Below are 23,376 nucleotides of genomic sequence, written 5' to 3'. Positions count from 1 at the left end.
TTATTGGCGAGACTGTGCCACTACTGGGAAGGAGATACGCTCCCACCAGCCCAAAACGATATCGACCGCGTTTCACACCCGCGGTGGTTCGACGGCGTCTTGGCCGCACGAGTCAAGCTCGCTTAAATCAAGTATCGAAACGAAGTTGTCAGTTTGTCATTCATCAGGCCAACCGACAATGGGCCACAGAGCCCGGGTTGCCAGCCAATCCCAATGAGTTCCAAAAGCTGCTGATGGGACTTGAACCCATGACCTCTTCCTTACCAAGGAAGTGCTCTACCACTGAGCTACAGCAGCGGGAAGCAAGCCCTAGACGCGGCGAAATGAATCCTTGGAAAACGCGAACGCTCGCGCAACCAAACCCATTTCAACAATGCCTAAAACCTACTAAAGCGGGTGAAGGGAATCGAACCCTCGTATTCAGCTTGGAAGGCTGCTGCACTACCATTGTGCTACACCCGCGACGGAAATACCCGCGACGGAAGTCCGAAGAGCAGAAAACCGAAGGGGGAAACCTTCATGCTCGACTCTTTTGACTTCAAAATTTCTAAGTGGGGGCTACAGGATTCGAACCTGTGTACGCATAGCGAACGGATTTACAGTCCGTCTCCTTTAACCACTCGGACAAACCCCCAAGTTTTGTTCTGTTCGATTCAGTTCAACTGATTCTTTCTTATCCCTAATTTCTGTGGTGCTATCAACCTGCTCCCGTTCATCCTAGCGAATGAACCGTTGCAACCTCAGTTTGAGGAGCCAGCGGAGGGACTCGAACCCACGACCTGCTGATTACAAATCAGCAGCTCTACCAACTGAGCTACACTGGCCAATTCCGACAAGCGTTTCGCGAGCCGCCATCTTGGCACAAAACAGTGCCGTCAGGGCGTAGCAACCGCTCGGGCCGCCAACCGCAGGGTCGCTAACCGCTCGAACCGGAAGGGCAGAGTGTAGCGATCCGTCGTTTTGGGACAAGACGGAATTGCGGCTTTCGGCTTGAAAACGCTCGAAAACAGAGACCCCGGCCCGGCACCGCAGGTTCAGCCAGCGACCGGCTAAGCCCTGCTTGAGTTCAATCACTTCGCGAGAGCCCTCTGCTTCATTTCGCGAGCGCCCTCTGCTTCATTTCGCGAGAGCCCTCTGCCGCGGCCCCGATCGACGCTACGCTCGATCCGAAAGCCGGCCGAACGCGTCTGACAACCGTGTCCTAAACATCGATTTCCCGTAAATCGTGGACCATTTCGCGAATCGATTGATAACGCAGAGCCGGATTTTTCTGTAACGCTCGCATCACCACCTGATCCGCAGAATTGGGTATACCGGCGTCAGGCGAACGCTCACTCGGCGGAGGCACTTGGCAATTCAGGATGTTGTGAAAGGTTTCCTCGATGTTGCCACCCTTAAACGGCTCTCGAATAGCCAGCACCTCATATAAGCACACTCCCGCACTGAAGACATCGCTTCGCTCGTCAATGCTTCGCTTTCCTGCCACTTGCTCCGGTGACATATAAAGAGGTGTTCCGGGACGCTGATCCAAACTGGTCAGCGACAATCCAGGCGAATGGCCTTCCGATGCCGCCGCCTCGTCAGCGGGCCGCAACGTGCTCTGCCGCATCGGCGCATCGTCGTCAGCGGCCCCCCAAACCTTGGCCACACCCCAGTCGAGCAGAATGACTTCGCCGAAATTCCCCACCCAAATGTTCTCGGGCTTCACATCGCGGTGAATGACGCCTCGAGCATGCGCGTAGGCAAGTGCTTGGCAGGCGTCAGCAATGATCTCGATACGCCGAATGATGGGAAACGCCTGACAGGTCGCTTCATCGCCTCGGGCAATTCGCTTCAAAATTTCAAACAGGTTTTCTCCCGAGATCCGCTTCATTACGAAGTAGATCCCCTCGGTCTCATCTTCACCGATGTCATAGACGGGCACCGTGTTGGGATGCTGCAACTGGGCTGTAATCCTGGCCTCACGCAGCAATCGCCGTCGTTCCCTGCGGTCCAGCAGCGACTCCGGTAACAACGATTTGATCACAACAGTCCGCCCGGTCACCCGATCGTAACAGGAACGCAACCTCGCACTGCCACCACGGGCCATATCGCGAAAGCCCGTGTAGCGACCAATCCCCGACGGGATGTTGCGCGGCAGATCAGCGTCGGTGGCTGACAGTATGATGGGTGACTCTGACATAGGTGCCTTCATTGTACGGCACTACAAACCGAAGAGGAACGAGGACTCGCCAGCTTCACCGCTTCCGTCTGCCCGCCCTCGCTCTACCTGCCTCCAACGCTTCAAGCGGTCGTAGAATGCAGTTTTGGACGTGGTGATCGCCACGCCGACGCCAAAGCAGGCCAACCCGGAAGAAATTGGCCAATTGACCTCTCTAAATCTTCCCGATCGATAGCCCGACCAACTCACCATCATCACGAATACCATCACCTGCACCCCCGTTACGCAGAACCATCCCCATCGCTTGATCCAGAACGCGTAGGCGGATGCCACTGCTCCACAGAAAAGCAGCACGAGCACCGCACTCGATACGTCGCCAATTCGTTCCCAACGATAGGAAGCCATCCCAGCGGCTATCACAAACCCCACCGCAGCGACCACTCTTAGGCATTGCCCCAGCGACGTTTCAAAACATGCTCCGATGACCATCATGGATCCGATCGCGAAAAGCGATGAAGCCAAGTAGCCCTCGCGATCGAGCCCATATGCTCGACCTGCCATCGCAATCGCCATGGTGACCATCGCAGCCCAAAGCGACCACAACCAATCGCTATCTCGATGACGAAGCACCATCGAAAGCGACACAAGCACCGCTGCCGCAGCCAGCATCCAATACTCCAAACCCAGTGGCTCCAACACGCCTGGCATTCTTGCCGTTGCACTGGAGAGCAACAGCACCCCGGGGATTCCAAATTCGGCAAACCGTACTCTGCGCAGCGTCAAGCATGCGTAGATCGCCAGCACTACCAACAAGGCCAATGTCCAACCGGAACCAACCCAGTAGTGCAAATCGCTCTGCATCGGCAAGTTTGTCATCCCCTGGCGTGAAAGCCCCATCAGCAACAACAGCGGCGTTGACAACAATGCAACCCGCACCCATTTCTCGCGCTGCTGACCAAGCCCTGCTTCAGCCAGCAGCAAGATGCACGACGCCATCATCGGCATCAACAAAATTGGCTCGAATACCACCGGTGACCCTCGAAACCCAAACGACATCCAAATGGCATGCGATCGAATGCCAGCGAGCACAACCAATAGGCCAAACGCAGAAAGCGGATACCAAGGCCAACGCCAGGGAGCGTCATTGATACCAGCCGATGCCTGCCCCTTGCGCACCGTCGGCACCAAGAACAACATTGCCGCCCCCATAGCAAACGAGAAAACAATTGCACCCGAGTTCGCATAGTCATCTAAGCGATTGTGCAACGCCGCCCCGAAAGCAACCGGCGAGATGAAGAACACAGCCAACATTGCATACAACGCCGTGCGATACCATCGCGACAATCGCAATCGACAACCTCGCATTACTGACTCGCAAACCATGATGCTGAACAGCCCGCACGCGACTGCCATTGCGAGCGCTAACCCAGGATTGAACATACACAGCTCGTCATAGCTGATCGACAGAGCGGTGACCCCAATAAGCACTACCAAAAAAATCGAGCGAGCGTCTTCCCAAACCTTCCCCCAACGCACAACCGCAATGCAGGTCACCATCATCAGCAACGTGTAAGCGACCAAGCCACCCGCCATCGACGCTGACTTGAGCCAAAGATCTTCGCCTCGAACGGCCCATCCCTGCAGCCCATAGATGACCAAGAAGCAGCTAATCAGATAGAACGGATTGTGAGTGTAAAGAAAACGACCGAGCGTGGGTCGCTCCGAATCGTCAACTCTGGGCTTAGACGGTGACACCGCACCGTCTTGAGGTGGCACATCACTCAAAGCTTGTTCGCCCGAAGCTTGCTCACCCGAAGCTTGCTCACCCGAAGCTTGCTCGCCCGAAGCTTGTTCGCCCAAGTCTCGATTGCCAGGCATTGGGCTACCAGATTCCACGCCATCATGCTCGCCATTCATGAAGAACTCCTTGCAAACCGAGGACGCATGACAACGCAACCTGGACTCGCTCACGATTCCGGCGTCGCCACACAAAGAAAAGAAGTTTGCTAATCGAGCCGGCGCCGAGGACTTAATCCCGAACGGTCAACTCGTTCGAATCGTCGTTTATAGATCGTTCAATCGGCTAGCGCTTTCCGCTTCACCGGAAGTTTTCATGGGACTCCCGAAGTGTATTTCGATCACGTGAAGCTGGACCAGAAAACGGTCTAAAAAATGAGTTAAGATGAAGGAACCCTGCAAGGCTTCGCGACGAGCCTCGACTGAGCTAGACTGTTGCCTCCCATTCATTCTCGCGCCCATAGCTCAGCTGGATAGAGCAACGGACTTCTAATCCGTAGGTCGTAGGTTCGAATCCTACTGGGCGTGCTGCTTTACGTGGCTGTGCACCTCGCGTTTTTCAAATCCAATGCATCAATCAAAAGTTAAGACCGCCATAGTTACTGGCGGTGGTGCTGGCATCGGCCAAGCAATTTCCTCGCGTCTAGCAAGTGATGGTCATCACGTGGTGATCCTTGACTACAGCGAAGAAACCGCCGCGGAAACAGTCGAATCAATTCGCGCAAGCGGCGGAAACGCGAAGTACATTGTCACGGATGTCGGGTCCACTGAATCGGTACGTGATGCGTTCGACCAGATCCCACAGGTCGATATTCTTGTTAACAATGCGGGCATCGCTTCCATTGGTAACCTCGAAGCTTGCACGCCAGATGAACTTGACCGAGTCTATCGCGTCAACGTTAAAGGCGTTTACCACTGCCTCTATTTCGCTATCCCCAAGATGTTGGAATCCGGCGGTGGAGTGGTGCTTAGCCTCGCGTCGGTAGTCAGCAAAGTCGCGATCCCTGATCGCTTTGCCTACTCGATGTCCAAGGGTGCCGTACTGACCATGACGCTCTCGGTTGCCAGGGACTACGTTGACAAGGGCATTCGCGCGAATTGCATTTGCCCGGCCCGTGTCCGAACTCCGTTCGTCGAAGGGTTCCTGAAGAACTCTTACTCGGATGAAGAACGACCGGCGATGGAAGAAAAGCTGGCCAAGGCTCAACCGATTGGGCGAATGGGCGAACCTTCCGAGATCGCTGGGCTGGCGGCTTTCCTTTGCTCCGATGAAGCGAGCTTCATCACGGGAAGCGCCTACGACATCGACGGCGGCTTCACGCTGCTTCGCTAATATTCTCTACGCTAACCAGATCGACTCTCATGAAACTGACACGATTCCACAACGACGCCGGTATCGCTCCCGCCGTTTTCGCCGATGAGCAAACGCTATTGGATTGCTCTTCGTTTGGCCAAGACTGGAACGAAGATTTCTTCGCCGGCGATGGCCTGGCCCGGTTGACGGACTTTGTTGCCACGAACGGTTCGAGCTTACCTTCGCATGACGTGAACGATGTTCGGCTTGCACCTGCGATTGCGCGACCATCGAAAATCGTTTGCATTGGACTCAACTACGCTAAGCACGCCGCCGAATCCGGCATGGACGCCCCCACCGAACCGGTACTGTTTTTCAAAGCGACCACTGCTTGGAGTGGACCGAACGACCCAGTGGTCATCCCACGAGGCTCACTGAAGTCGGACTGGGAAGTTGAACTTGCCTTTGTGATCGGAAAGCGGGCGAAGTATGTTTCCATTGACGATGCGATGAATCATGTAGCGGGATACGCAATCCACAACGATTACTCCGAACGCCATTGGCAGCTTGAACGAGGGGGCCAATGGGTCAAAGGAAAGTCAGCGGATACCTATGCACCATTTGGACCGTTTATGGCAACGGCTGACGAAGTCCCCAACCCAGACAATTTGCATTTGTGGCTGAAACGAAACGGCCAAACACTCCAGGATTCCAACACCAGCGATTTCATCTTTGGCATTAAAGAAGTCGTTAGTTACGTCAGCCAATTCATGACGCTCCTTCCAGGCGATGTGATTTCAACCGGAACGCCAGCAGGCGTGGGACTTGGATTGAAACCACCGGAGTTCTTGAAGGCAGGTGATGTGATTGAACTGGGCATCGAAGGTCTTGGCGTTCAAAAACAAACGGCTGTTCAAGAAGAGTAATCCCAGTACTCAACACTCGCGATCACTTCAAACGACGCTCAACCGTCGGTGCGACCAATGGTGATGGCGACACCAAGGCTGCAATCGCACCGAGACGACCTCCCCAATTGCAACGGGAAGTTTCCGTGGCGAGTTCTTATGGCAAGCGATCTGGCTTCCACGAAAATTTCAAGAACGCCGGACGCGTGCCTGAGTCTCGCGTGTAAGTTGCCTGAACGACGTTGGGCGAAACCTTCATTTCGCTGCCCAGCAAGTCATGCCGTAATGCCGTGATAACGTAGTGCGGTGAACAACCTTCGTCGACAAACGCCTCCTCAAGATAAACGCTCGACTCGGTCATCCAAACAAGCCGACTAGGCCCGTCCACAAAACCAACGTGAGCCGCCTCACTCACGATGTCGCGATAATTGGGACCAGCAAAGTAGTAGACCATCCCCAAGACATAGTGGCGTGACGGATCGCTCTTTTCGCAGGCGACATAGTTCCACCCAAAGCCATTGCCGATCCACGCGTACTGCAGGCTCTGAATGGCTAGCGCCCCTTCGCCTAAGACACGTGGCGGAGCGAAGGATAAGGCCGGTCGCCAATCGTGATTCACGTCGGACCCATCCCAATTGCCGAACCATTTCCCGCTGAACGCATCGAACGCTGCCTTGTCGATCGACTGCTCGCCACGCAACTGCCCCAGCAATCGCTCCGGCGTCACTTCAAACGTCGCGATTGACTTTCCTGGAAATGCGGTTGCTCGACATTGCTGCTGTAAACTGTTGATAACTTGGCAAATGCGAGTCGCACAGCACACGCCATCGTTGCCTGGCAATAACAGCTTCAGCCTCAACCGATCCGCTTCAACCAGTCCTCGAGCTAACTCAGGCTCAGACTTCTGCCATCGCTCAAGCTCGATCGGAAACAAACTCTTGCCGTCCTGACCGATGCCGACACGCGGCATCGCAATCGCCACAACGAATGCAATCACGAAAAAGGTAGGTATACGAGAAGCCCTTTGGATGAACATAAAGCCCAGCATAACCGGGGATACTATCGACGGCAAAACCGCAGCCAACACCATCCGCTTCGCCCAATAGCCAACCAATCCCTTGACCCTAACCCCTCAGCCCCACCTTTTGATTCTCACTGAACATTACCTATCAAGCGAGCCCGAACGAACGACCGTCGCATCGTTCGAAGTGTTCAAAAGCTCGCTTCAAGCCGGTGCCGAAGTTCGCAATCGACTATCTTAAGGCGTCCCCGATCACTCTCTTAAATTTGATAAGGCAACCTGGAACCAATGAATCATCAACTAACCTTTATCACCACCATCGCATTATTGTTTTTGACTGCACCGTACCGTCCGACCGCATCCGCGGATGAGTCGGTGGGAACACGCACCAAAGAGTCAACAGCCAAGGTATCGACAGCACCGGTCCGCATGGGTGCAGGCATCATGACTTTTGACACAGTGCCTGGATGGGGCCTGCGACCTGATGGCAACTCGGCCATTGGGCCGACTCACGGTGCGGTGGTAATTGACAAGGACGGCAACATCTACACGAGTGCGAAGGCGGGCGTATTTGTATTCTCACCTGAAGGAAAAGTGATCCACTCGCATCTCGGTCCAGACTATTCACAGATGCACGATATGGAATTACGAAACGAGAACGGTACCGAGTACATCTACGCTGCGCGAAACGAAAACGCAGAAGGAATGAAGTTCAATGCCCGGACTGGCGAAGTTGTTTTGAAACTTCCCTTTCCAGACGAATCCGGCCTGACCATCGAAGCGTTCAACCCGACCGCGATTACGGTGGACGACGACGGCAACATCTACTTGTCCGATGGCTATGGAAGCAACCACATCTTTAAGTACGACAAAACCGGCAAGTACCTTTCGCACTTCGGCGAAAAAGGAAACGGCATGAAGCAATTCAACACCGCTCATGGAATGACGCTCGATACGCGATACGAACCCAATCGTTTGCTCATCTGCGATCGCAATCACCAACCCAAAGGACGACTAGTTCACTACGACCTTGACGGTAACTTCATCGAGGAAGTGATCACGGGATTGGGCATGCCCACATCGGTATCCATTCAGGGTGATTATGTCAGCGTCCCTGACTTGGCCGGGCGCGTCGTCATCCTGGATAAGAACAACTCAATCATGTCCGTTTTGGGCTACAACCCGAACCCAGCCCTAGGCCGCAAATTCGCGATCCCCCAATCGCAATGGATCGAAGGGATTTTCAGCGGAACGCATGGGTCACAGTGGGATGCCGAAGGCAATCTCTACGTGCAAGACTGGAACATCGCGGGACGGATTATGAAGCTCCGCAGGGTAAACGTTGCCGGTTTGTAGGTTTTGAACAAGAAAAAATGAAGCAAAGCTTCTATTTTTTGCGTTCCGACCTAAAAAATTTGAGCCCCCAACGACGCGGCACACTCGAAAAAACTAACCACACCACAGGGCTATTCCAGCCGAACTGCGGCAATAAAGCCACCGAGCACAAAGAGTGAGATTGGGCACGCGATATCGCCGTGTTCTACTCCACTCGTGTGAGCTTAGGCGCGATCGACGGACAATGCGATACTGAGCTGGAATTTTTCTTTCGATTGGCACGTTCGATGAGTGTCTTGCGGCTCGGGACTTGCGGGCCCGGAACGCCTGGACACTGCAACAACCCACCCCCTCTACAGCCCCTACTTGGTCAAATGAATATTGTGTGAACGGGGATAGGCATTTTGACTTTCTTGGGTAAGTTCGAACCATCGGCAAAGTCGTTCCAAACGATCTAACCGACAAGATTGTCAAACACAGCTCGCCGGAGACTCGCCAACGTTTGCGTTGAAGAGTGCTAAAGCTTGCGTTGAAGAGTGATGATTGACCACGCGTTGCCCTGCGCTAAAGAGGCCATGGAAGTTAATACCAGGAAGGTGTTGAAGCCCCATTCTACCCCACTCTCGAACGAGGAAAATATGCGCGGACTTTCTAGGATTCTGCAGGCATTGCCAACCAATTTTAAGAGATCTTCCAGCGAACGATTGCGACCTGCACGACGCAGTCGTCGTCGTCAAATCATCGAACAGCTAGAGTCACGTCAACTGCTTGCCGGTGACCTCTTCATCAGTGAGTACATCGAAGGTAGCAGCAACAATAAGGCGATTGAGCTTTACAACAACTCGGGGGCAACGCTCTCGCTCGACGGATACTCGTTGTACAAGTCCAACAATGGTGGCACCTCCGACGCAACCATCACATTTTCCGCAACTGACGAAATCGCGGCAGGCGACGTTTTTGTGATCGCAAACCCAAGCTCGACACAAGCGATCTTGGATGAAGCCGACATGACCAACAGTAACATTTCGCACAATGGCGACGATGCTTACCAGCTATTGCAAGGCACGACGGTCATCGACACGTTTGGGGTCGTGGGCGAAGACCCAGGATCAGCCTGGACCGACGGCTCGCTTGGCACCGCTAATCGCACCCTGGTCCGCAAGGGTTCGATTGATGAAGGCAATCCAGCCGGCTTCAATCCGATCACGAATCTGACTGCCGAATGGAACGGTTTCCCACAAGACACGTTCAGTGATCTGGGCAGCCACACCGTCGGCGGACTTCCAACCAGCAGTTTCGTCTTGATCAATGAGATTCTTTACGACGTGCCGGGCAACGATGGCCCGAGCGAGTACGTCGAACTTCGCGGCGAAGCGAACACCGCGATCGCAAGCGGAACCTACCTGCTTGATGTCGAAGGCGATTCGGATTCGGGATTCGGAATTGGTAAGGTTTCCAATCGCTTCGATCTATCGGGACTTGAATTTGGCTCCAACGGATTGCTTGTTCTTTCGCAATTGGGCAGCGGCTACACCATCGACGCCGCTTCGAACTCGTTGGTAAGCACGACCGATGACTTCGGCGGCTTCAGCTTCTTCGCTTCCGACCAAGACAACCCTGCTCAAGCGGGCAGCAACGAGCTCGAGAACGCAACCAATTCGTTCTTGCTGGTCAGTTCGCCAGTGACCATCGACGCCGACGACTTCGGCGATGACTTGGATGCCAACGACGATGGCATTCTTGACGGTTCGATCGTGGCCAACTGGACCTTGCTTGACAGCATCGGCATCAACGACGGCGGTGCAGGCGATGTCGTTTACTCCGTGCCAGCATTCACGCTTGCCGGCGGCAGCACCGGGTACGTTGGTCGCGTGGGCAACTCCACCGGCAACACCGTCAACGACTGGTTCGTGGGTGAAGTCAGTGGAACGGCTCCGAACTTCAGCGTCACCGGAACGTCGCTGAACCACATCGGTGCCACGAATCCTGGCGATGCCCCCGGTGGCTTGGTAATTACCGAAAGCAATGGGTCAACCGTTGTGACGGAAGGCGGCAGCACCGATTCGGTTGATATTGTTCTCGATAAAGCACCGACTGCGAATGTTGTCGTGACGATCTCAAGTGCCGATGGCGAAGTGACCCCAGGTTCAACATCGCTGACGTTCACTCCTGCGGATTGGAATACCCCGCAGACGCTCACATTTACGGCAGTAGACGACTCTGATCTTGAGGGTGGGCAGTTGAGTTCAATTGACTTCGCACTCGCAAGCGGTGACGGAGCCTTTGATGGACTGACTCAATCGTTGTCAGTGAGCGTGATTGATGATGACGTCAATTTCAAGATCAACGAGCTCCGCATCTCGCATCAGTCCAAAGACGACGATTCAAACAACTTCATTGAGCTTTACGAAACCGGCGGCGCAGCAGGTTTGTCTACTGATGGGCTGACTCTTTTGGCAGTCACTAGCGAATCCGACACTGCGGTGCCTCCATCCTTTACCGCTGGTGACCTGAACTTCGCGTTCGACCTCACCGGTGGCTTCACCGACGCGAACGGATTCTTCTTATTGCAGGACGATGGGGCCGCGTCGCCGCTAGTTCCCGGTGACATCGCTGCCAACTTTGACTTCTTCGGTTCACCGTCGACCTTCTTGCTTGTTTCAGGGTACACCGGCCCACTGGGCAGCTTTATCTCGGGAACCGACCTGGATACAGATGAAACCGAAGGTGGAGACGGGATCTTTGACGTCACTCCGTGGGATTCAATCCTTGACGCGGTATCGCTTGACGACAATGACAACGTCGCACCAGCGGCTAAGAACTACGCCATAACGGACCCAGGTGTGACCGGCGGAAGTGTTGTTGTATCGACTGATGGCTTCACGCCAGCCGCAGCAGCCCGAGCGGTTGACGGCACCGGCGCCTTTCAGCTTACCGCCGGTGCAGACACCTTCGCCGACGACAGCAACGACACACCGGGATCAACGAACGTTCCCGTCTTTGAAATTGTCGAAACCGGTGACACCACGGGAGTCGTTGAAGGCGGTCCAACGGACACCTTCAGCATCCGTTTGCTGACAGCCCCCACCGCCAACGTGATTTTCACCTTCACGATTGCCGATGGTCAAACGACGACCTCGACTAACTCGATCACGTTCACCCCTAGTAATTTCGGCACCGCTCAAACCGTCACGGTGACGGCAGTGGACGATGTTGACGATACCGAAGGTTTGCACAGTGGAGTGATCTCGATCACTTCATCGTCCACCGATCCTAAGTTTGATGCCCTCAGCGTTAGCGATATCAATGTTGCGATTGCCGATAACGCGGTTGCTTCGACGAATTTGAAGATCAACGAAGCTCGTATCTCGCACTCAACTGCGGACAACGCTTCGAACAACTTCATTGAATTGTTCGACACCACCGCGGGTGCTGCGACATCGTCAGATGGCTTGACCCTTGTGGTTGTCTCAGGGGCCTTCAACCCTGGGCTGATCGACTTCGCCTTCCCACTCGACGGTGGCCTGACCGATGACGACGGGTTCTTGTTGCTGCACGACGATGGTTCCGATGCAGGAATCTTGAAGGACGTCGGAGACTTGGAATTCCCTAGCCTCGACCTGTTTGGATCGCCTCAATCGCTGTTCTTGGTAAGCGGATTCACGGGCACCGCTGGCACGGACTTGGATCCGGGCGACGATGGAATCCTTGATACTCAGCCATGGGTTACCGTTTTCGACTCCGTATCGCTGGACGTGGCCGCCAATTCAGCATTCAAGTACGGCACGTCAACCACCGTTAATTCGACCGATGACAATGCACCTTCGGGCATTCGCCGGGTCCCAGATGGCACTGGCAACTTCCTGTCCCTCAGCTTTGCTGACGAAGGCCAAGACACTCCTGGTTTTACCAACGTCTTGCCAGCGGCCATTCGAATCGTCGACGCCGATGAGGACACCAATCCTGGAACGGACGCTGATTTGAATCTCAGCGAGAACGGCCTGACGGACAGCTTCGCTGTGGTGCTCGACGCGGCTCCGACTGCGACCATCACGGTCACTTTGGATCCCGACGCTAACGTTGGCCTCAATGGTTCACCTAGCGATCAAGCGATCACATTGACGTTCACCACGAGCAACTGGTTCACTCCGCAAACGGTCACCGTCGCTGCCGAAGATGACGCTGCGGACGAAGGGGACCACCAAGGTTTGATCAGCGTTTCGGCGACTGGCGATGTTGACTACGCGGCACTGACGCCTCCGGACGTGACCGCCTCGATCGTCGACAACGACAACGTCAATCACGCCGTCGTGATCAACGAAGTCTTGAAGGATCCTGCACCGTCGTCAGAGTTTGATCCCTTGCCAAGCGACCCGGATTACAACCTGTACAGTGGCGACGCCAACGGTGATGGAACATTCAGTCCGACCCAAGATGAGTTCGTTGAAGTGCTCAACACCGGCACTTCGACAATCGACATTAGTGGCTGGACCCTCAGTGACGCCGCCGGTGTCAAGCATGAGTTCCTTGCTGGAACCACCTTGGCGGCTGGGCAAGCCATCGTCGTCTTCGGTGGCGGAACGCTGGGAACGTATGGCAATTCGCTCGCTCAAACTGCGTCCTCAGGTGGCCTGGGCCTAAGCAATGATGGTGACTCCGTCACGCTCTTTGACACCGTCCGAACCCTCGACTTCATGTCATGGGCGGTCGATGACAATGAAGACCTTTTGTTCAACGATGGAGAGGACCAATCCCTTGCTCGCTTGCAAGCTGACGGTACCGGCGACTTCTTGGACTCCGAGTTCTCCGCGGGACAGTTCTTGCAAACGCCCGGCCTGACCAATACGGACGGCATCGAGTTTGAAATTGGTGCCAGCCTGATCGTGGCTGAGTCGGATGGCTCGACCGACGTGACCGAGGGTGACGCCGTGGGTGACACCGTTGCGTTCTCATTCACCGGCACTCCAACGTCGACCGTCACGGTCACGTTGACCCCCACCGATTCGCAAATCGACCTAGGTGCAGGTGCTGGCGTCGCGACCACGCTTACCTTCAACAGCGGCAACGCGGGTACGCCTCAAAGCGTAACGGTTGTTGCGGATGATGATTCAGCCGTCGAAGGCACTCACGCCAGTGCGTTTTCAGTGGCAATCACAAGCTCGGACACTCAGTTCGACGCTTTGACTTCGCCAGATATCGCAGTGACGATTTCGGATAACGACTCGGCTCCTCAAACGACCTCGGTTGCGATCAACGAGTTCCGCGTCAACAGCTCGGGCGGTTCGATCACGGATTTCGTCGAACTCATCGGCGATCCGGACTCTGGATTCACTGGCTACTCGCTGGTCTTAATTAGCGGCGAATTTTCTCCGGGTTCGATTGACGACATCGTTGATCTGTCCTCGGGCTTTACCGATGCCAACGGTTTCTTGCTAGTCACTGACGATGGAACATCGGTTGCTACCGATCCGGGCGATGTCCTGGACGCAAGCTTCAATCCGTTCGGTTCACCACAAACGATTCTTGTCGTGGACGGCCTTTCGCCAACGGCTGTTGCGGGGGATGACCTCGACACGGACAATGATGGAACATTCGACATCGTGCCATGGACATCGATCCTCGCTTCGCTTTCGATCGTTGACGGTGACGCCAACGCAGACGTGAATTACTCCGCCGAGGTTTTCGGACCCGATGGCAATTTCACGCCAGCGGGCGGCTACCGAACGACCGATGAGACGGGACCATTTGCGTTACTGAATTTCGCCGATGCAGAGCTCGATACAGCCGGTGAAACCAATGAGTTACCGCCTATCCCAACGTTCATTGCGATCGATGACGTAGCCGATACTGACGTCAACACACCCGTTGATGTAAACGTGTTGCTGAACGATTTGCCAGACGGTCAAACGCAGATTCTTTCAACGACCGATGGTGCCAACGGAATAGCAACAATCGGCTCCGGCGGCGTAATCACGTATACACCGGACAACGGCTTCGTTGGATCCGACTCGTTCGATTACACGATCACGCTCAACGATGTCGAACTGACTAATTCGGCTGCCTCGGGTGGTGACCGGTTCGGAAACGCCGTTGCCATTGATGGTGACTACGCGGTGGTGGGATCGTTCCTTGATGATCCAAATGGGGTGAACAGTGCCGGATCGGCGTTCATTTATCATCGCACCGACGATACCACTTGGACGCAAGTCGCGGAACTAAGCGGTGACGGTGCACCTAACGGCGTCGCTGCACAGTTCGGTTACTCGGTCGCCATCGACGGCGACACGGTGGCCGTCAGCGCCCAACGGGATCGTGAAAACGGATTCCAGGCCGGTGCGGTTTACATCTTCAATCGCAACGAAGGTGGAGCGGACAACTGGGGACAAGTTTCCAAGGTGGCTGGCAGCGACACGGTCAAGCGTGATCTGTTCGGTCGCTCGCTGGCACTCTCGGGAGACACGCTCGTTGTCGGAGCCAGTGTGGCTGACCCCGTAGGACTCTCCTCCGGTGCAGCCTACGTCTTCGAACGTGACCTCGGTGGCGTGGAAAACTGGGGCCAATCCATGAAACTGGTTGCCAGTGATGGTGAAGCCGGCGATCGGTTTGGACAAACCGTTTCGATCGATGGCGATCTGATCGCGGTTGGTGCCTTCCAGTACGACGGAACCGCCAGCAACACGGGTGCTGCTTACATCTTCGCTCGTGATAACGGTGGAGCCGACAACTGGGGTGAGGAAGCCATCATCGAGGCTGCTGATGGCTTAGCAAACGATCACTTCGCTTACGCGTTGTCGATCGACGGAACCAGGGTTGCGATCGGTTCGCGGTTTGACGATGAAGGTGGACTGAACCAACTCGGTTCGGTGTATCTGTTCGATCAGAACGAAGGCGGCGCGGGCAACTGGGGCCAAGTCACCAAGTTGCTGGCCTCTGACGGTGTGGCCGGTGACCGGTTGGGTTATTCAGTCGATCTGTCGGGCGATCGTTTGGTGGCCGGTGCGATCGGTTCGGACATCGGTGGTGTCGCATCCGGCAACGCCTACCTGTTTGAGAACGTCGGTGGCACGTGGATGCAAACACGCGTGCTCAACAATGACGAGGTCACCACGGCTGACGAGTACGGCATCGCGGTAGCGGTCGACGCGAGCGTCGCGGTGGTGGGTTCATGGTTGGACAATCGCCCGTCCAACAACACGGGCGGCGCTTACGTCTTCGACCTCAGAACGTCGACCGCTACGGTGGACGTTGAAGTCGCTGAAATAGCGGCCGCGTCGTCCGAGCAACCGCTGCTGTCGTGGACCAGCGAAGACGATGACGACGATGAGTTCCAGTGGCAAGCTGAAGCCGTCGACGAAGCAATTCTTGCAGAACTATAGAATTGCTCTGATCGACAACTTGGAGCAACGGTTGGGTCGTTTCGCACCGGCCCAACCGGAACCCAGGCTAAGTGCGAGCCCTTCATCGGTTTAGGGAGAGTTCTAATCTGGAAAGACTCTCGAGTCATTCCGACGGCAATGTTCGATCCCAACAACAGATAAGAACGCTTTCAAAATCGGGATTCATTTCAACGGTAAGCATGCCGAGTCCGAAGAATCGGAGCGATGTGTGCTTCCATGGTTGACCAAGGTTTACGAAACCATCGACTGTCAAGTCGATGCATTTGTTGGATGAAGCTACGTCGAATCTGCAATTGCAATTGGAAGAACAAGACGGCGGCCATTGACAAAGTCAGTTTCCCCAGCGTGAACGTTGATAGAAACCGCGAAGGCTATGGGCCAAGATCCGCTGTTAAGCGCCATCAACGGAGCGACCTGCGGCGGATGTTTAAGATCCGATAAAGATCCGTTGATTTCTGCCAACGACCGGTATCATATTGAGGATCAGACGAGTCAACGACGCGTATCAACTACGACAGCGTCCGATGCAAACATGAACTTGACTACCTCCTTTCAGGCAAGATATGTGGGTTAGAGAGATTCGGCGAACTCTACTCATCATCTTGAGCGACGTTTCCTTTTGACCCCTGCATTTTCTTTTTGACCTTTTACCTCCATCTATGTGGACCCTTCCCATGAACAAACATGCTCACCAACGCTTCGCGTTCACGCTGATCGAGTTGCTTGTTGTCATTGCGATCATTGGCATTCTTGTCGCTTTGTTGCTGCCTAGCGTTCAAGCTGCTCGAGAGGCGGCACGCCGAATGAGTTGCCAAAACAACATCAAGCAAATCGCACTGGCCAGCCACAACTTTGAATCGGCGAACCGAAAGTTCCCCGCCGGGCTAACCACCTTCATTCGAAATCGCCCGCGAGATTGGTACGGAAACACGGTATTCTCATACTTGCTTCCCTACCTGGAAGAATCTGCTGCGTACGAGAACTGGGACTTCGACGACACCTATGAAGCAGCATGGTCCAACACTCGCCGACCGGGCGCGAGCTTCACCAATCCTGCTGATCGCTATGACTACAGCCTTGAAGCTCCATCGGCTCACCAACCCGAAGCTTTTCTGTGTCCTTCCGACTTGATCCAGAACACTCCACAGCTCTTGGATTTCGTCCTTGCCGGTTATCCAACCGGGTACTTCGGAATGACAAGTTACGTCGCTAACGGCGGAACACATAGCACCTACTTCCGTGATCCGCTGATGCAAGATGACGGCATGTTCTACATGACCGGAATGGATAGCCAACCAGAGACTTTCCAACAGTTCTTGCAGGACGATGCCGTTCCCGCAAAGTTCTCGGACGTGCTCGACGGAACTTCGCACACGATGCTGTTCGGCGAACGTTTCCACTACGACCCGATCTTTGACCAAAAGCTCTACAACCACCCGTCACGATATTCCCGCTATCCGATTGAAGGTTGGGGCACATGGGGTTGGACTGGCGGAGGCAACGGAACCACTCATGTGTTCGCTTCCACTCGATCACCGCTGAACTACAAAACTCCCGAAGACGCTCCTGCGTCGTACGCGTCAGTGAACGACCGCATGGCTGCCTACGGTAGCGGACACACCGGTGGAGCAAACTTTGCGTTTGCAGACGGTAGCGTTCACTTCATCACCGACAGCATCAACATGGTGCTCTACCGTGCCTTAAGCACCAAGCGTGGCAACGACCAAGCTGAAAACCAGTTCGATCCTAACTAGTCGAATTCGCGATTTTGAATTCGGTTCGTTGAATCGAACACACTGAAATGTCGCGTGGCCGCCCTAGTCACGCCAGCGACCCCTGAAGCGAACCAAACTAATTCCCGGAGCGTGTAAATGTTGATGACCTCAAACTTGAATGGAAAGCGAAACTTAGGTTTCTCAAGAATGGCGGGAATGCACATCACAGCGCACTCAGCAATGGCTCTCGCTCTGGTCATTGTCGGCATGATCGCTGGTTGCGATTCTGGTCCGAACATTTCGAAGGTCATGGGAAAGGTGACTCGAGGCGGTGAACCTCTCAGTGAGATTCGCGTTCGATTCATGCCCGATCCCGACAAACGCGAGGGCGGCGACCAACCCGTGGTCGGCGGACTTATGTCGACTGGCATCACAAATGCCCAGGGCGAATACGACCTGACTTATGCTTCGGACCCCTCTAAGCACGGAGCCGAACTCGGTTGGCACAAAGTGGTCCTCGAGGACTTGTCTTTAGAGAACAATCGCGACGGAAAAATCCCTGAAAGCCGCACCAATATCGAGTGGGTCAATCCCGCCAAGACACCGCTTTCCTTCGAGGTCACCGAAGGAGAACAAGTGATCGACATTGAACTCAATGACTTGGATCCGCAGGACGAGTAAACCCGATCCCGATCTGCATCCGCGTTAGGCAATTAAATCGCGAATAACGTGCGCCGGTTCAACGCCAGTGAGTTTCTGATCGAGGCCTTGATACTTGTAGGTGAATCGCTCGTGGTCAAAACCGAGCAAGTGCAGGACAGTGGCGTGAAAGTCTCGAATGTGCAGGGGATCTTTGACGATGTTGTACGAAAAATCGTCTGTCTCGCCATAGATCGTACCGCCTTTCGCTCCGCCACCGGCCATCCACATCGTGAAGCAACGCGGATGATGATCGCGCCCGTAGTTTTCCTTCGTCAGCTTGCCTTGCGTGTAAATCGTGCGACCGAACTCTCCTCCCCAGATCACGAGGGTATCGTCGAGCATTCCACGCTGCTTTAAATCTTCCAACAACGCGTAGCACGGACGATCAACGTCTTTGCATTGATCGGGCAGGCGGGTTGCCACGTTGGCGTGGTGATCCCAATTGTTGTGATAGACCTGAACGAACCGCACGCCCCGCTCTGACAAGCGGCGTGCCATTAGCGCCGTGTTTGCAAAGGTGCCCGGCTTCTTGGCGTCCTCGCCATAAAGGTCAAATATGTGCTGCGATTCGGAATTGATATCGACTAGCTCTGGCACACTCGCCTGCATGCGAAAGGCCATTTCGTACTGCTGAATCCGTGTATGCGTTTCTGGATCACCGAGCGATTGATACGTCATTTGATTCAACGCGTTGAGACCGTCAATCGTGCGGCGGCGAATGGCATCGGGAACGCCCGGGGGATTGTTGATGTATAGGATCGGATCACCGCTGCTGCGAAATGACACTCCCGAGTGTTCTCCTGACAAGTAGCCTGCACTCCAAAGTCGCGATGAAATGGCCTGTTCCTGTTCACGATTGGTCGGGATCGCGACAAGCACGACAAACGCGGGCAGATTGTCGTTCATCGAACCCAGTCCGTACGACGCCCATGACCCTAAACAGGGCCGCCCGGTGATTTGATTACCAGTCTGCATTGCCGTGATCGCGGGCTCATGGTTAATCGCCTCGGTGTGCAAACTTCGCATCCAGCAAATTTCATCAGCCTTTTTAGATAGCCAAGGCAAGTGATCCGAGTTCATCCACATTCCACATTCGCCGTATTGTTGGAACGCAAATTTTGACGGAGCGATTGGAAAGCGAGATTGGCCACTGGTCATAGTGGTCAATCGCTGTCCTTGTCGAATGGACTCAGGTAGGTCTTTGTCAAAATACGTGTTCATCGCTGGCTTGTAATCGAACAAGTCCATCTGCGACGGCCCGCCAACCATGTGCAAATAGATCACGCGTTTCGCTTTGGGGGCGAAGTGCATCGGCATTGCACCGGGTGATGCAAGGGCATTCGCTGGATCAACCAGGGATGCTAACCCCGCACCCGCAAGTGACGTTAACGCAGCCCCACCTAGCAAGTGCTTGCCGCTGGTCAGAAATTGGCGACGTGTTTGAGCCAGACGCGTTTGAGCCATCATTTGGTCGTGAAGATTCATAGCCATCGGATAAAAAAGGGCGGTCTGGAATTACTTGCAAAGCGTTTCGTCAAGGTTCATGAGTTGGTTTGCCGTCAATGTCCAGGTCGCAAGCGAAACAAGCTCGATCTTAGGATTCATGTCTGACTGGCCAACGTTAAGGAGCTTAGAGGCATCGCCTGGATGAGCCTTGTAGTGGGCAACCAAGTCTCGTTTGGTTTGCATGATGACTTCGAATTCATCCTCGTGAATCGGCCTGCCCAGCACTCGCCAATACATTAGACCCAAGATTTCTCGATCATTGTCGCCACATTGCGCAATGGCCAACTCGGCAAGCTTTCTCGCCGCTTCAACAAACTGCGGATCATTCAGCGTCACAAGTGCCTGCAGCGGAGTATTGGTTCGTTCGCGCCGAACAGTGCACACTTCGCGATTGGGAGCGTTGAAAGTTTCGAGGCTTGGCGGCGGCGACATGCGTTTCCAGAAATTGTAGAGCGAACGTCGATAAACTCCCTCACCCGTATCGGGTTCATATTCACGAGTGTCGCCACCGGGTAAACCAACCATGTTCCAAATATTGGTAGGTTGGTAGGGACGCGTTCCCGGACCAAACATCGTTGACGACAACAACCCGCTCGCTGCGAGAGCGTGGTCGCGAACCATCTCGGCGTCCATACGAAAGCGAGGGCCGCGGGATAGCAGTAAGTTGTCGCGGTCTCTCAACAATTTATCGGCTGTCGTGACCGCTGCTTGGCGATACGTCGCACTCATGAAGATCTGCTTGAAAAAGCGTTTGACGTCCCAGCCACTTTCGACAAAGTCAATCGCCAACCAATCGAGCAACTCGGGATGCGATGGTGGGGCTCCCATGACTCCGAAATCTTCGGCGGTAGTGACAATTCCTTGCCCGAACACTTCCTGCCAAAAGCGGTTGACCGTGACTCGCGCGGTGAGTGGATTATCATCCGCGACCACCCACTTTGCCAAACCAAGTCGATTGCGGGGAAGTGCAGAATCCATCGGATGAAGCGCCTGCGGAGTCTCCGCCAAGACCTCCTCACCGATCGAATCATAAGCTCCACGCAAGAGTATGTTCGCCATCGCGGGCCGATCGTCGCGTTCCACCTGGACATGGGTCAATGGACTTCGATCCACAATCCCTGCACGCTCGGTTTCCAACCGAACGACCTCGTCGTTCAATGCCACGTAAGTGGGATCGTTGTGCTTGAGAAAATGATCAAGCAACTGCTTTCGCTCTTCTTCGCTGCGATCGGTGGCCTTCTTTAACAACGCTTTCTTCAAGGCAGGGGCGTTTCCAATGAATACCGCTTCGCTTGGTTCCAATACTCGACTGAAGATCTGCACGTCCTGAACAGAGCCACCTTCAAAGATCGAGCCATGACTACGCTGTCCGATTCGAAATGGCGTCGTCGTTCGCACGTCGGAGTTGATCTCCAACGAATCATTGTCAACCTGCAATGGCTGATCTGATGCGTCGATATAAACTTTCACGCCGTCTGGCTTGGTGCTGCCGTCATATGTCACACAAATATGATGCCACTGGTTAGCCTTTAACGCCTTAGCCTTTGTCGAAACTTTCAAGGCCTTTTCGGGCCAAGCGTGGATCAAATGAAAGCTCAACTTACCGGCACTGGTAAATAGATCCCAACCGCGATGTTTGTTTTGGTCATCCATCCTTGCGACCACCGCAGCACTTTGGTCTAGGTTTGAAACACGAACCCAGGCCGATACCGAGAATGCATCTTGGACTGCAAAATCGCCAAGCTCGCCGACTTCGATGGTATGTCCCGATCGAAATCGAACAGATTCGCCGCTTGCCCCCTCCGAAACCCATTCCAGTTCGCCTGTGGCGGCGGGGAGGTAAGAAGCCGATTGCCGGTTCAAAGCCAGTTTCAGATCTTCCTTTTGATCTCCATCCAATCGGATGCGAGCAAGACGCCCGAGAACAGGTTCCAATCGCTCAATGGAATCGAGCACTGCGCTGGACGCATTGGATGGGCTTGCTTCCACGGAAGCACCGCCGAGCCACTGTTCGAATGACGTGGTTGCTTGGACCACGTGATCATCTCGCTTGGTTTTTGCGGTGCTGATTTCGTTGTCTATAACTGACCACCGCGGCATATCCATTTCACTGGGCACCACAATCGTCGGCCCCCCACCATCTTTGGCGTTGCGATCCTTGGCAGGTTGTGTCGTGTTACGAAAGAACGCCGCGAGTGAGTAGTAATCTTTGATTGAAATGGGATCAAACTTGTGATCATGGCATTGGCAACAATTCGTTGTTAGTCCCAAATAAACCCAACCAAAGGTCTGCACTCGATCGGCGGCATAGATCGCCAAGTTCTCTTCATCGATAGTGCCGCCTTCGTTGGTGGTCATCGCACATCGCTGGAATCCGGTTGCAATCAATTGATCGGTGGTGGATTCGTCGAGCAGGTCACCAGCAAGTTGTTCAATCGTAAACTCATCGAACGGTTGGTTGCGATTGAACGACCGAATCACCCAGTCACGATACGGCCACATCTCTCGATAGTTGTCAAAGTGCATTCCGTGCGTGTCAGCATAGCGCGCAGCATCAAGCCAATAGCGTCCTCGATGTTCTCCCCAAGCCTTCGATTGCATTAAGCGGTCGATCCATTCGGACATGGCCTGGTCAGGATTGTCCTCGTAGGTCTTCGCAAACAATTGGGAATCTTCGGGTGTAGGTGGCAAGCCAGTGATGTCGAGCGAGAGACGCCGAAACAGTTGGTGGGGACTGGCTTCTGGCGCTGGCGAGAGCCCTTGCTCAGTCAGACGCTTGAGAACAAAACTGTCGATCGGATTCTTCGTCCACGAAGTATCGACCGATTCCGGTGGAGTAGTTTTGATTGGCTTAATCAAAGCCCAGTGCTGCTCGTAGTGGCCACCTTGCTCGACCCAGCGAACGAGTGTTTGTTTCTGCGCATCGGTCAGCGACTTCTTGGATTCCGGCGGCGGCATCACTTCGTCGGAGGCGTCGGTTAGAACGCGAGCGATCAACTCACTGGCGTCCGGGTCCCCCGGGACCAACGCCCCGCCATCAATCGCATCGTCACGCAGATCAAGCCTTAGGTCGGCTTGGCGAGCCAAGTTGTCCAGACCGTGACAGGCGAAGCAATGGCCAGCCAGGATTGGCCGCACGTCTCGGTTGTACTCAACAAGATCGTCTTCTCCGCAAGCACTTTCGGGCCCCCACCAAACGAGCAGCGAAAGAAATATGGCACTGCAACGTTTTCCCCGGGCGAAAGGAAAGGCGGAAGGGAACCAACTCAACACCATGTGCTTGGCCTGCAAAATGGGAGGGAAGGGGAGGGCGGGGACCAGAAAAGGCGGGCGGAAACCATTCTATCAGGTGCCTGTTGGGCGATGACTTGGAAACAGATTCATTCAAGGCGTTCTTAGGGGTCCTCGGCGAGGAACCATATACCTGGCTGAAATCACTGTATCCCTCGTCAAATCGCCGGGAAGCCTTGCTGGAACCCAATTTTTTCGCTACGCTCCTCCGCTTCAACGTCCGACCAGAACTTCATATCTGGCAGACATTTC

General features: G+C 54.5%; 11 protein-coding genes and 5 tRNA genes. 7 read left to right on the top strand and 9 right to left on the bottom strand.

The annotated features are described in order from the left end of the window. Positions 1–225: 225 nt before the first annotated feature. The 6 genes from Pla22_RS08960 to Pla22_RS08935 all read right to left on the bottom strand — a co-directional run bounded on the left by Pla22_RS08960 (position 226) and on the right by Pla22_RS08935 (position 4,078). Positions 226–297 (bottom strand) — tRNA-Thr (locus Pla22_RS08960). A gap of 94 nt (positions 298–391) precedes the next feature. Further along, a tRNA-Gly gene (locus Pla22_RS08955) sits at positions 392–462 on the bottom strand. Between the two features lie 90 nt (positions 463–552). Continuing rightward, positions 553–634: transfer RNA gene (locus tag Pla22_RS08950), tRNA-Tyr, on the bottom strand. A 117-nt stretch (positions 635–751) separates the two neighbouring features. After that, a tRNA-Thr gene (locus Pla22_RS08945) sits at positions 752–824 on the bottom strand. A 377-nt stretch (positions 825–1,201) separates the two neighbouring features. Then, on the bottom strand, positions 1,202–2,182 hold the full coding sequence (locus Pla22_RS08940; RefSeq protein ID WP_146514309.1) for a serine/threonine protein kinase: 981 nt from the start codon (positions 2,180–2,182) through the stop codon (positions 1,202–1,204). Positions 2,183–2,203: 21 nt separating this feature from the next. Then, complete coding sequence (locus Pla22_RS08935) at positions 2,204–4,078, bottom strand: hypothetical protein (RefSeq protein ID WP_146514308.1); 1,875 nt, start codon at positions 4,076–4,078, stop codon at positions 2,204–2,206. A 334-nt stretch (positions 4,079–4,412) separates the two neighbouring features. Between Pla22_RS08935 and Pla22_RS08930 the strand changes: the two genes are divergently transcribed. The 3 genes from Pla22_RS08930 (at position 4,413) to Pla22_RS08920 (ending at position 6,178) form a co-directional block, all read left to right on the top strand. After that, positions 4,413–4,486, top strand: a tRNA-Arg gene (locus Pla22_RS08930). Positions 4,487–4,526: 40 nt separating this feature from the next. Beyond that, complete coding sequence (locus Pla22_RS08925; protein ID WP_146514307.1) at positions 4,527–5,291, top strand: SDR family NAD(P)-dependent oxidoreductase; 765 nt, start codon at positions 4,527–4,529, stop codon at positions 5,289–5,291. Between the two features lie 29 nt (positions 5,292–5,320). Next, complete coding sequence (locus Pla22_RS08920) at positions 5,321–6,178, top strand: fumarylacetoacetate hydrolase family protein (RefSeq protein WP_146514306.1); 858 nt, start codon at positions 5,321–5,323, stop codon at positions 6,176–6,178. Positions 6,179–6,314: 136 nt separating this feature from the next. Here the strand turns inward: Pla22_RS08920 and Pla22_RS08915 are convergent, their stop codons facing one another. After that, entirely contained in the window at positions 6,315–7,154 is an 840-nt protein-coding gene (locus Pla22_RS08915; RefSeq protein WP_146514305.1) for a hypothetical protein, read from the bottom strand. A gap of 312 nt (positions 7,155–7,466) precedes the next feature. On the opposite strand from Pla22_RS08915, the gene Pla22_RS08910 reads away from it, so the two are divergent. From Pla22_RS08910 to Pla22_RS08895, 4 genes are all read left to right on the top strand, one after another. Then, a complete protein-coding gene (locus Pla22_RS08910; RefSeq protein ID WP_207310318.1) occupies positions 7,467–8,534 on the top strand; it encodes a 6-bladed beta-propeller in 1,068 nt (355 codons plus the stop codon). Between the two features lie 617 nt (positions 8,535–9,151). Beyond that, positions 9,152–15,889, top strand: a complete 6,738-nt coding sequence (locus Pla22_RS08905; protein ID WP_165440571.1) for a lamin tail domain-containing protein — start codon at positions 9,152–9,154, stop codon at positions 15,887–15,889. A gap of 695 nt (positions 15,890–16,584) precedes the next feature. Next, the gene (locus Pla22_RS08900; protein WP_242631891.1) at positions 16,585–17,664 is read left to right on the top strand and encodes a DUF1559 domain-containing protein; all 1,080 of its coding nucleotides are present in this window, start codon (positions 16,585–16,587) and stop codon (positions 17,662–17,664) included. Between the two features lie 117 nt (positions 17,665–17,781). Next, positions 17,782–18,306 carry a hypothetical protein gene (locus Pla22_RS08895; protein WP_146514302.1) on the top strand — a complete coding sequence of 175 codons (525 nt, stop codon included), beginning with the start codon at positions 17,782–17,784 and terminating at the stop codon, positions 18,304–18,306. Positions 18,307–18,330: 24 nt separating this feature from the next. On the opposite strand, the gene Pla22_RS08890 is transcribed toward Pla22_RS08895, so the two are convergent. Together Pla22_RS08890 and Pla22_RS08885 are read right to left on the bottom strand one after the other, a co-directional pair. Further along, positions 18,331–19,812 carry a DUF1501 domain-containing protein gene (locus Pla22_RS08890; RefSeq protein WP_207310317.1) on the bottom strand — a complete coding sequence of 494 codons (1,482 nt, stop codon included), beginning with the start codon at positions 19,810–19,812 and terminating at the stop codon, positions 18,331–18,333. 30 nt (positions 19,813–19,842) lie between these two features. Continuing rightward, positions 19,843–22,971 carry a DUF1553 domain-containing protein gene (locus Pla22_RS08885; protein ID WP_165440570.1) on the bottom strand — a complete coding sequence of 1,043 codons (3,129 nt, stop codon included), beginning with the start codon at positions 22,969–22,971 and terminating at the stop codon, positions 19,843–19,845. Between the last annotated feature and the right edge of the window lie 405 nt (positions 22,972–23,376).

The sequence above is a fragment of the Rubripirellula amarantea genome (genome assembly GCF_007859865.1).
Lineage (GTDB): Bacteria > Planctomycetota > Planctomycetia > Pirellulales > Pirellulaceae > Rubripirellula > Rubripirellula amarantea.
The sequence above is the reverse complement of the archived record's forward strand: the minus strand, read 5'-3'. Positions and strand labels throughout refer to the sequence as shown.

Coding starts and splice junctions, on each gene's coding strand:
- Pla22_RS08890 (WP_207310317.1), bottom strand. CDS start 19,812: ATGAATCTTCACGACCAAATGATGGCTCAAACGCGTCTGGCTCAAACA.
- Pla22_RS08900 (WP_242631891.1), top strand. CDS start 16,585: ATGAACAAACATGCTCACCAACGCTTCGCGTTCACGCTGATCGAGTTG.
- Pla22_RS08910 (WP_207310318.1), top strand. CDS start 7,467: ATGAATCATCAACTAACCTTTATCACCACCATCGCATTATTGTTTTTG.
- Pla22_RS08905 (WP_165440571.1), top strand. CDS start 9,152: ATGCGCGGACTTTCTAGGATTCTGCAGGCATTGCCAACCAATTTTAAG.
- Pla22_RS08940 (WP_146514309.1), bottom strand. CDS start 2,182: ATGTCAGAGTCACCCATCATACTGTCAGCCACCGACGCTGATCTGCCG.
- Pla22_RS08925 (WP_146514307.1), top strand. CDS start 4,527: ATGCATCAATCAAAAGTTAAGACCGCCATAGTTACTGGCGGTGGTGCT.
- Pla22_RS08895 (WP_146514302.1), top strand. CDS start 17,782: ATGTTGATGACCTCAAACTTGAATGGAAAGCGAAACTTAGGTTTCTCA.
- Pla22_RS08920 (WP_146514306.1), top strand. CDS start 5,321: ATGAAACTGACACGATTCCACAACGACGCCGGTATCGCTCCCGCCGTT.
- Pla22_RS08935 (WP_146514308.1), bottom strand. CDS start 4,078: ATGAATGGCGAGCATGATGGCGTGGAATCTGGTAGCCCAATGCCTGGC.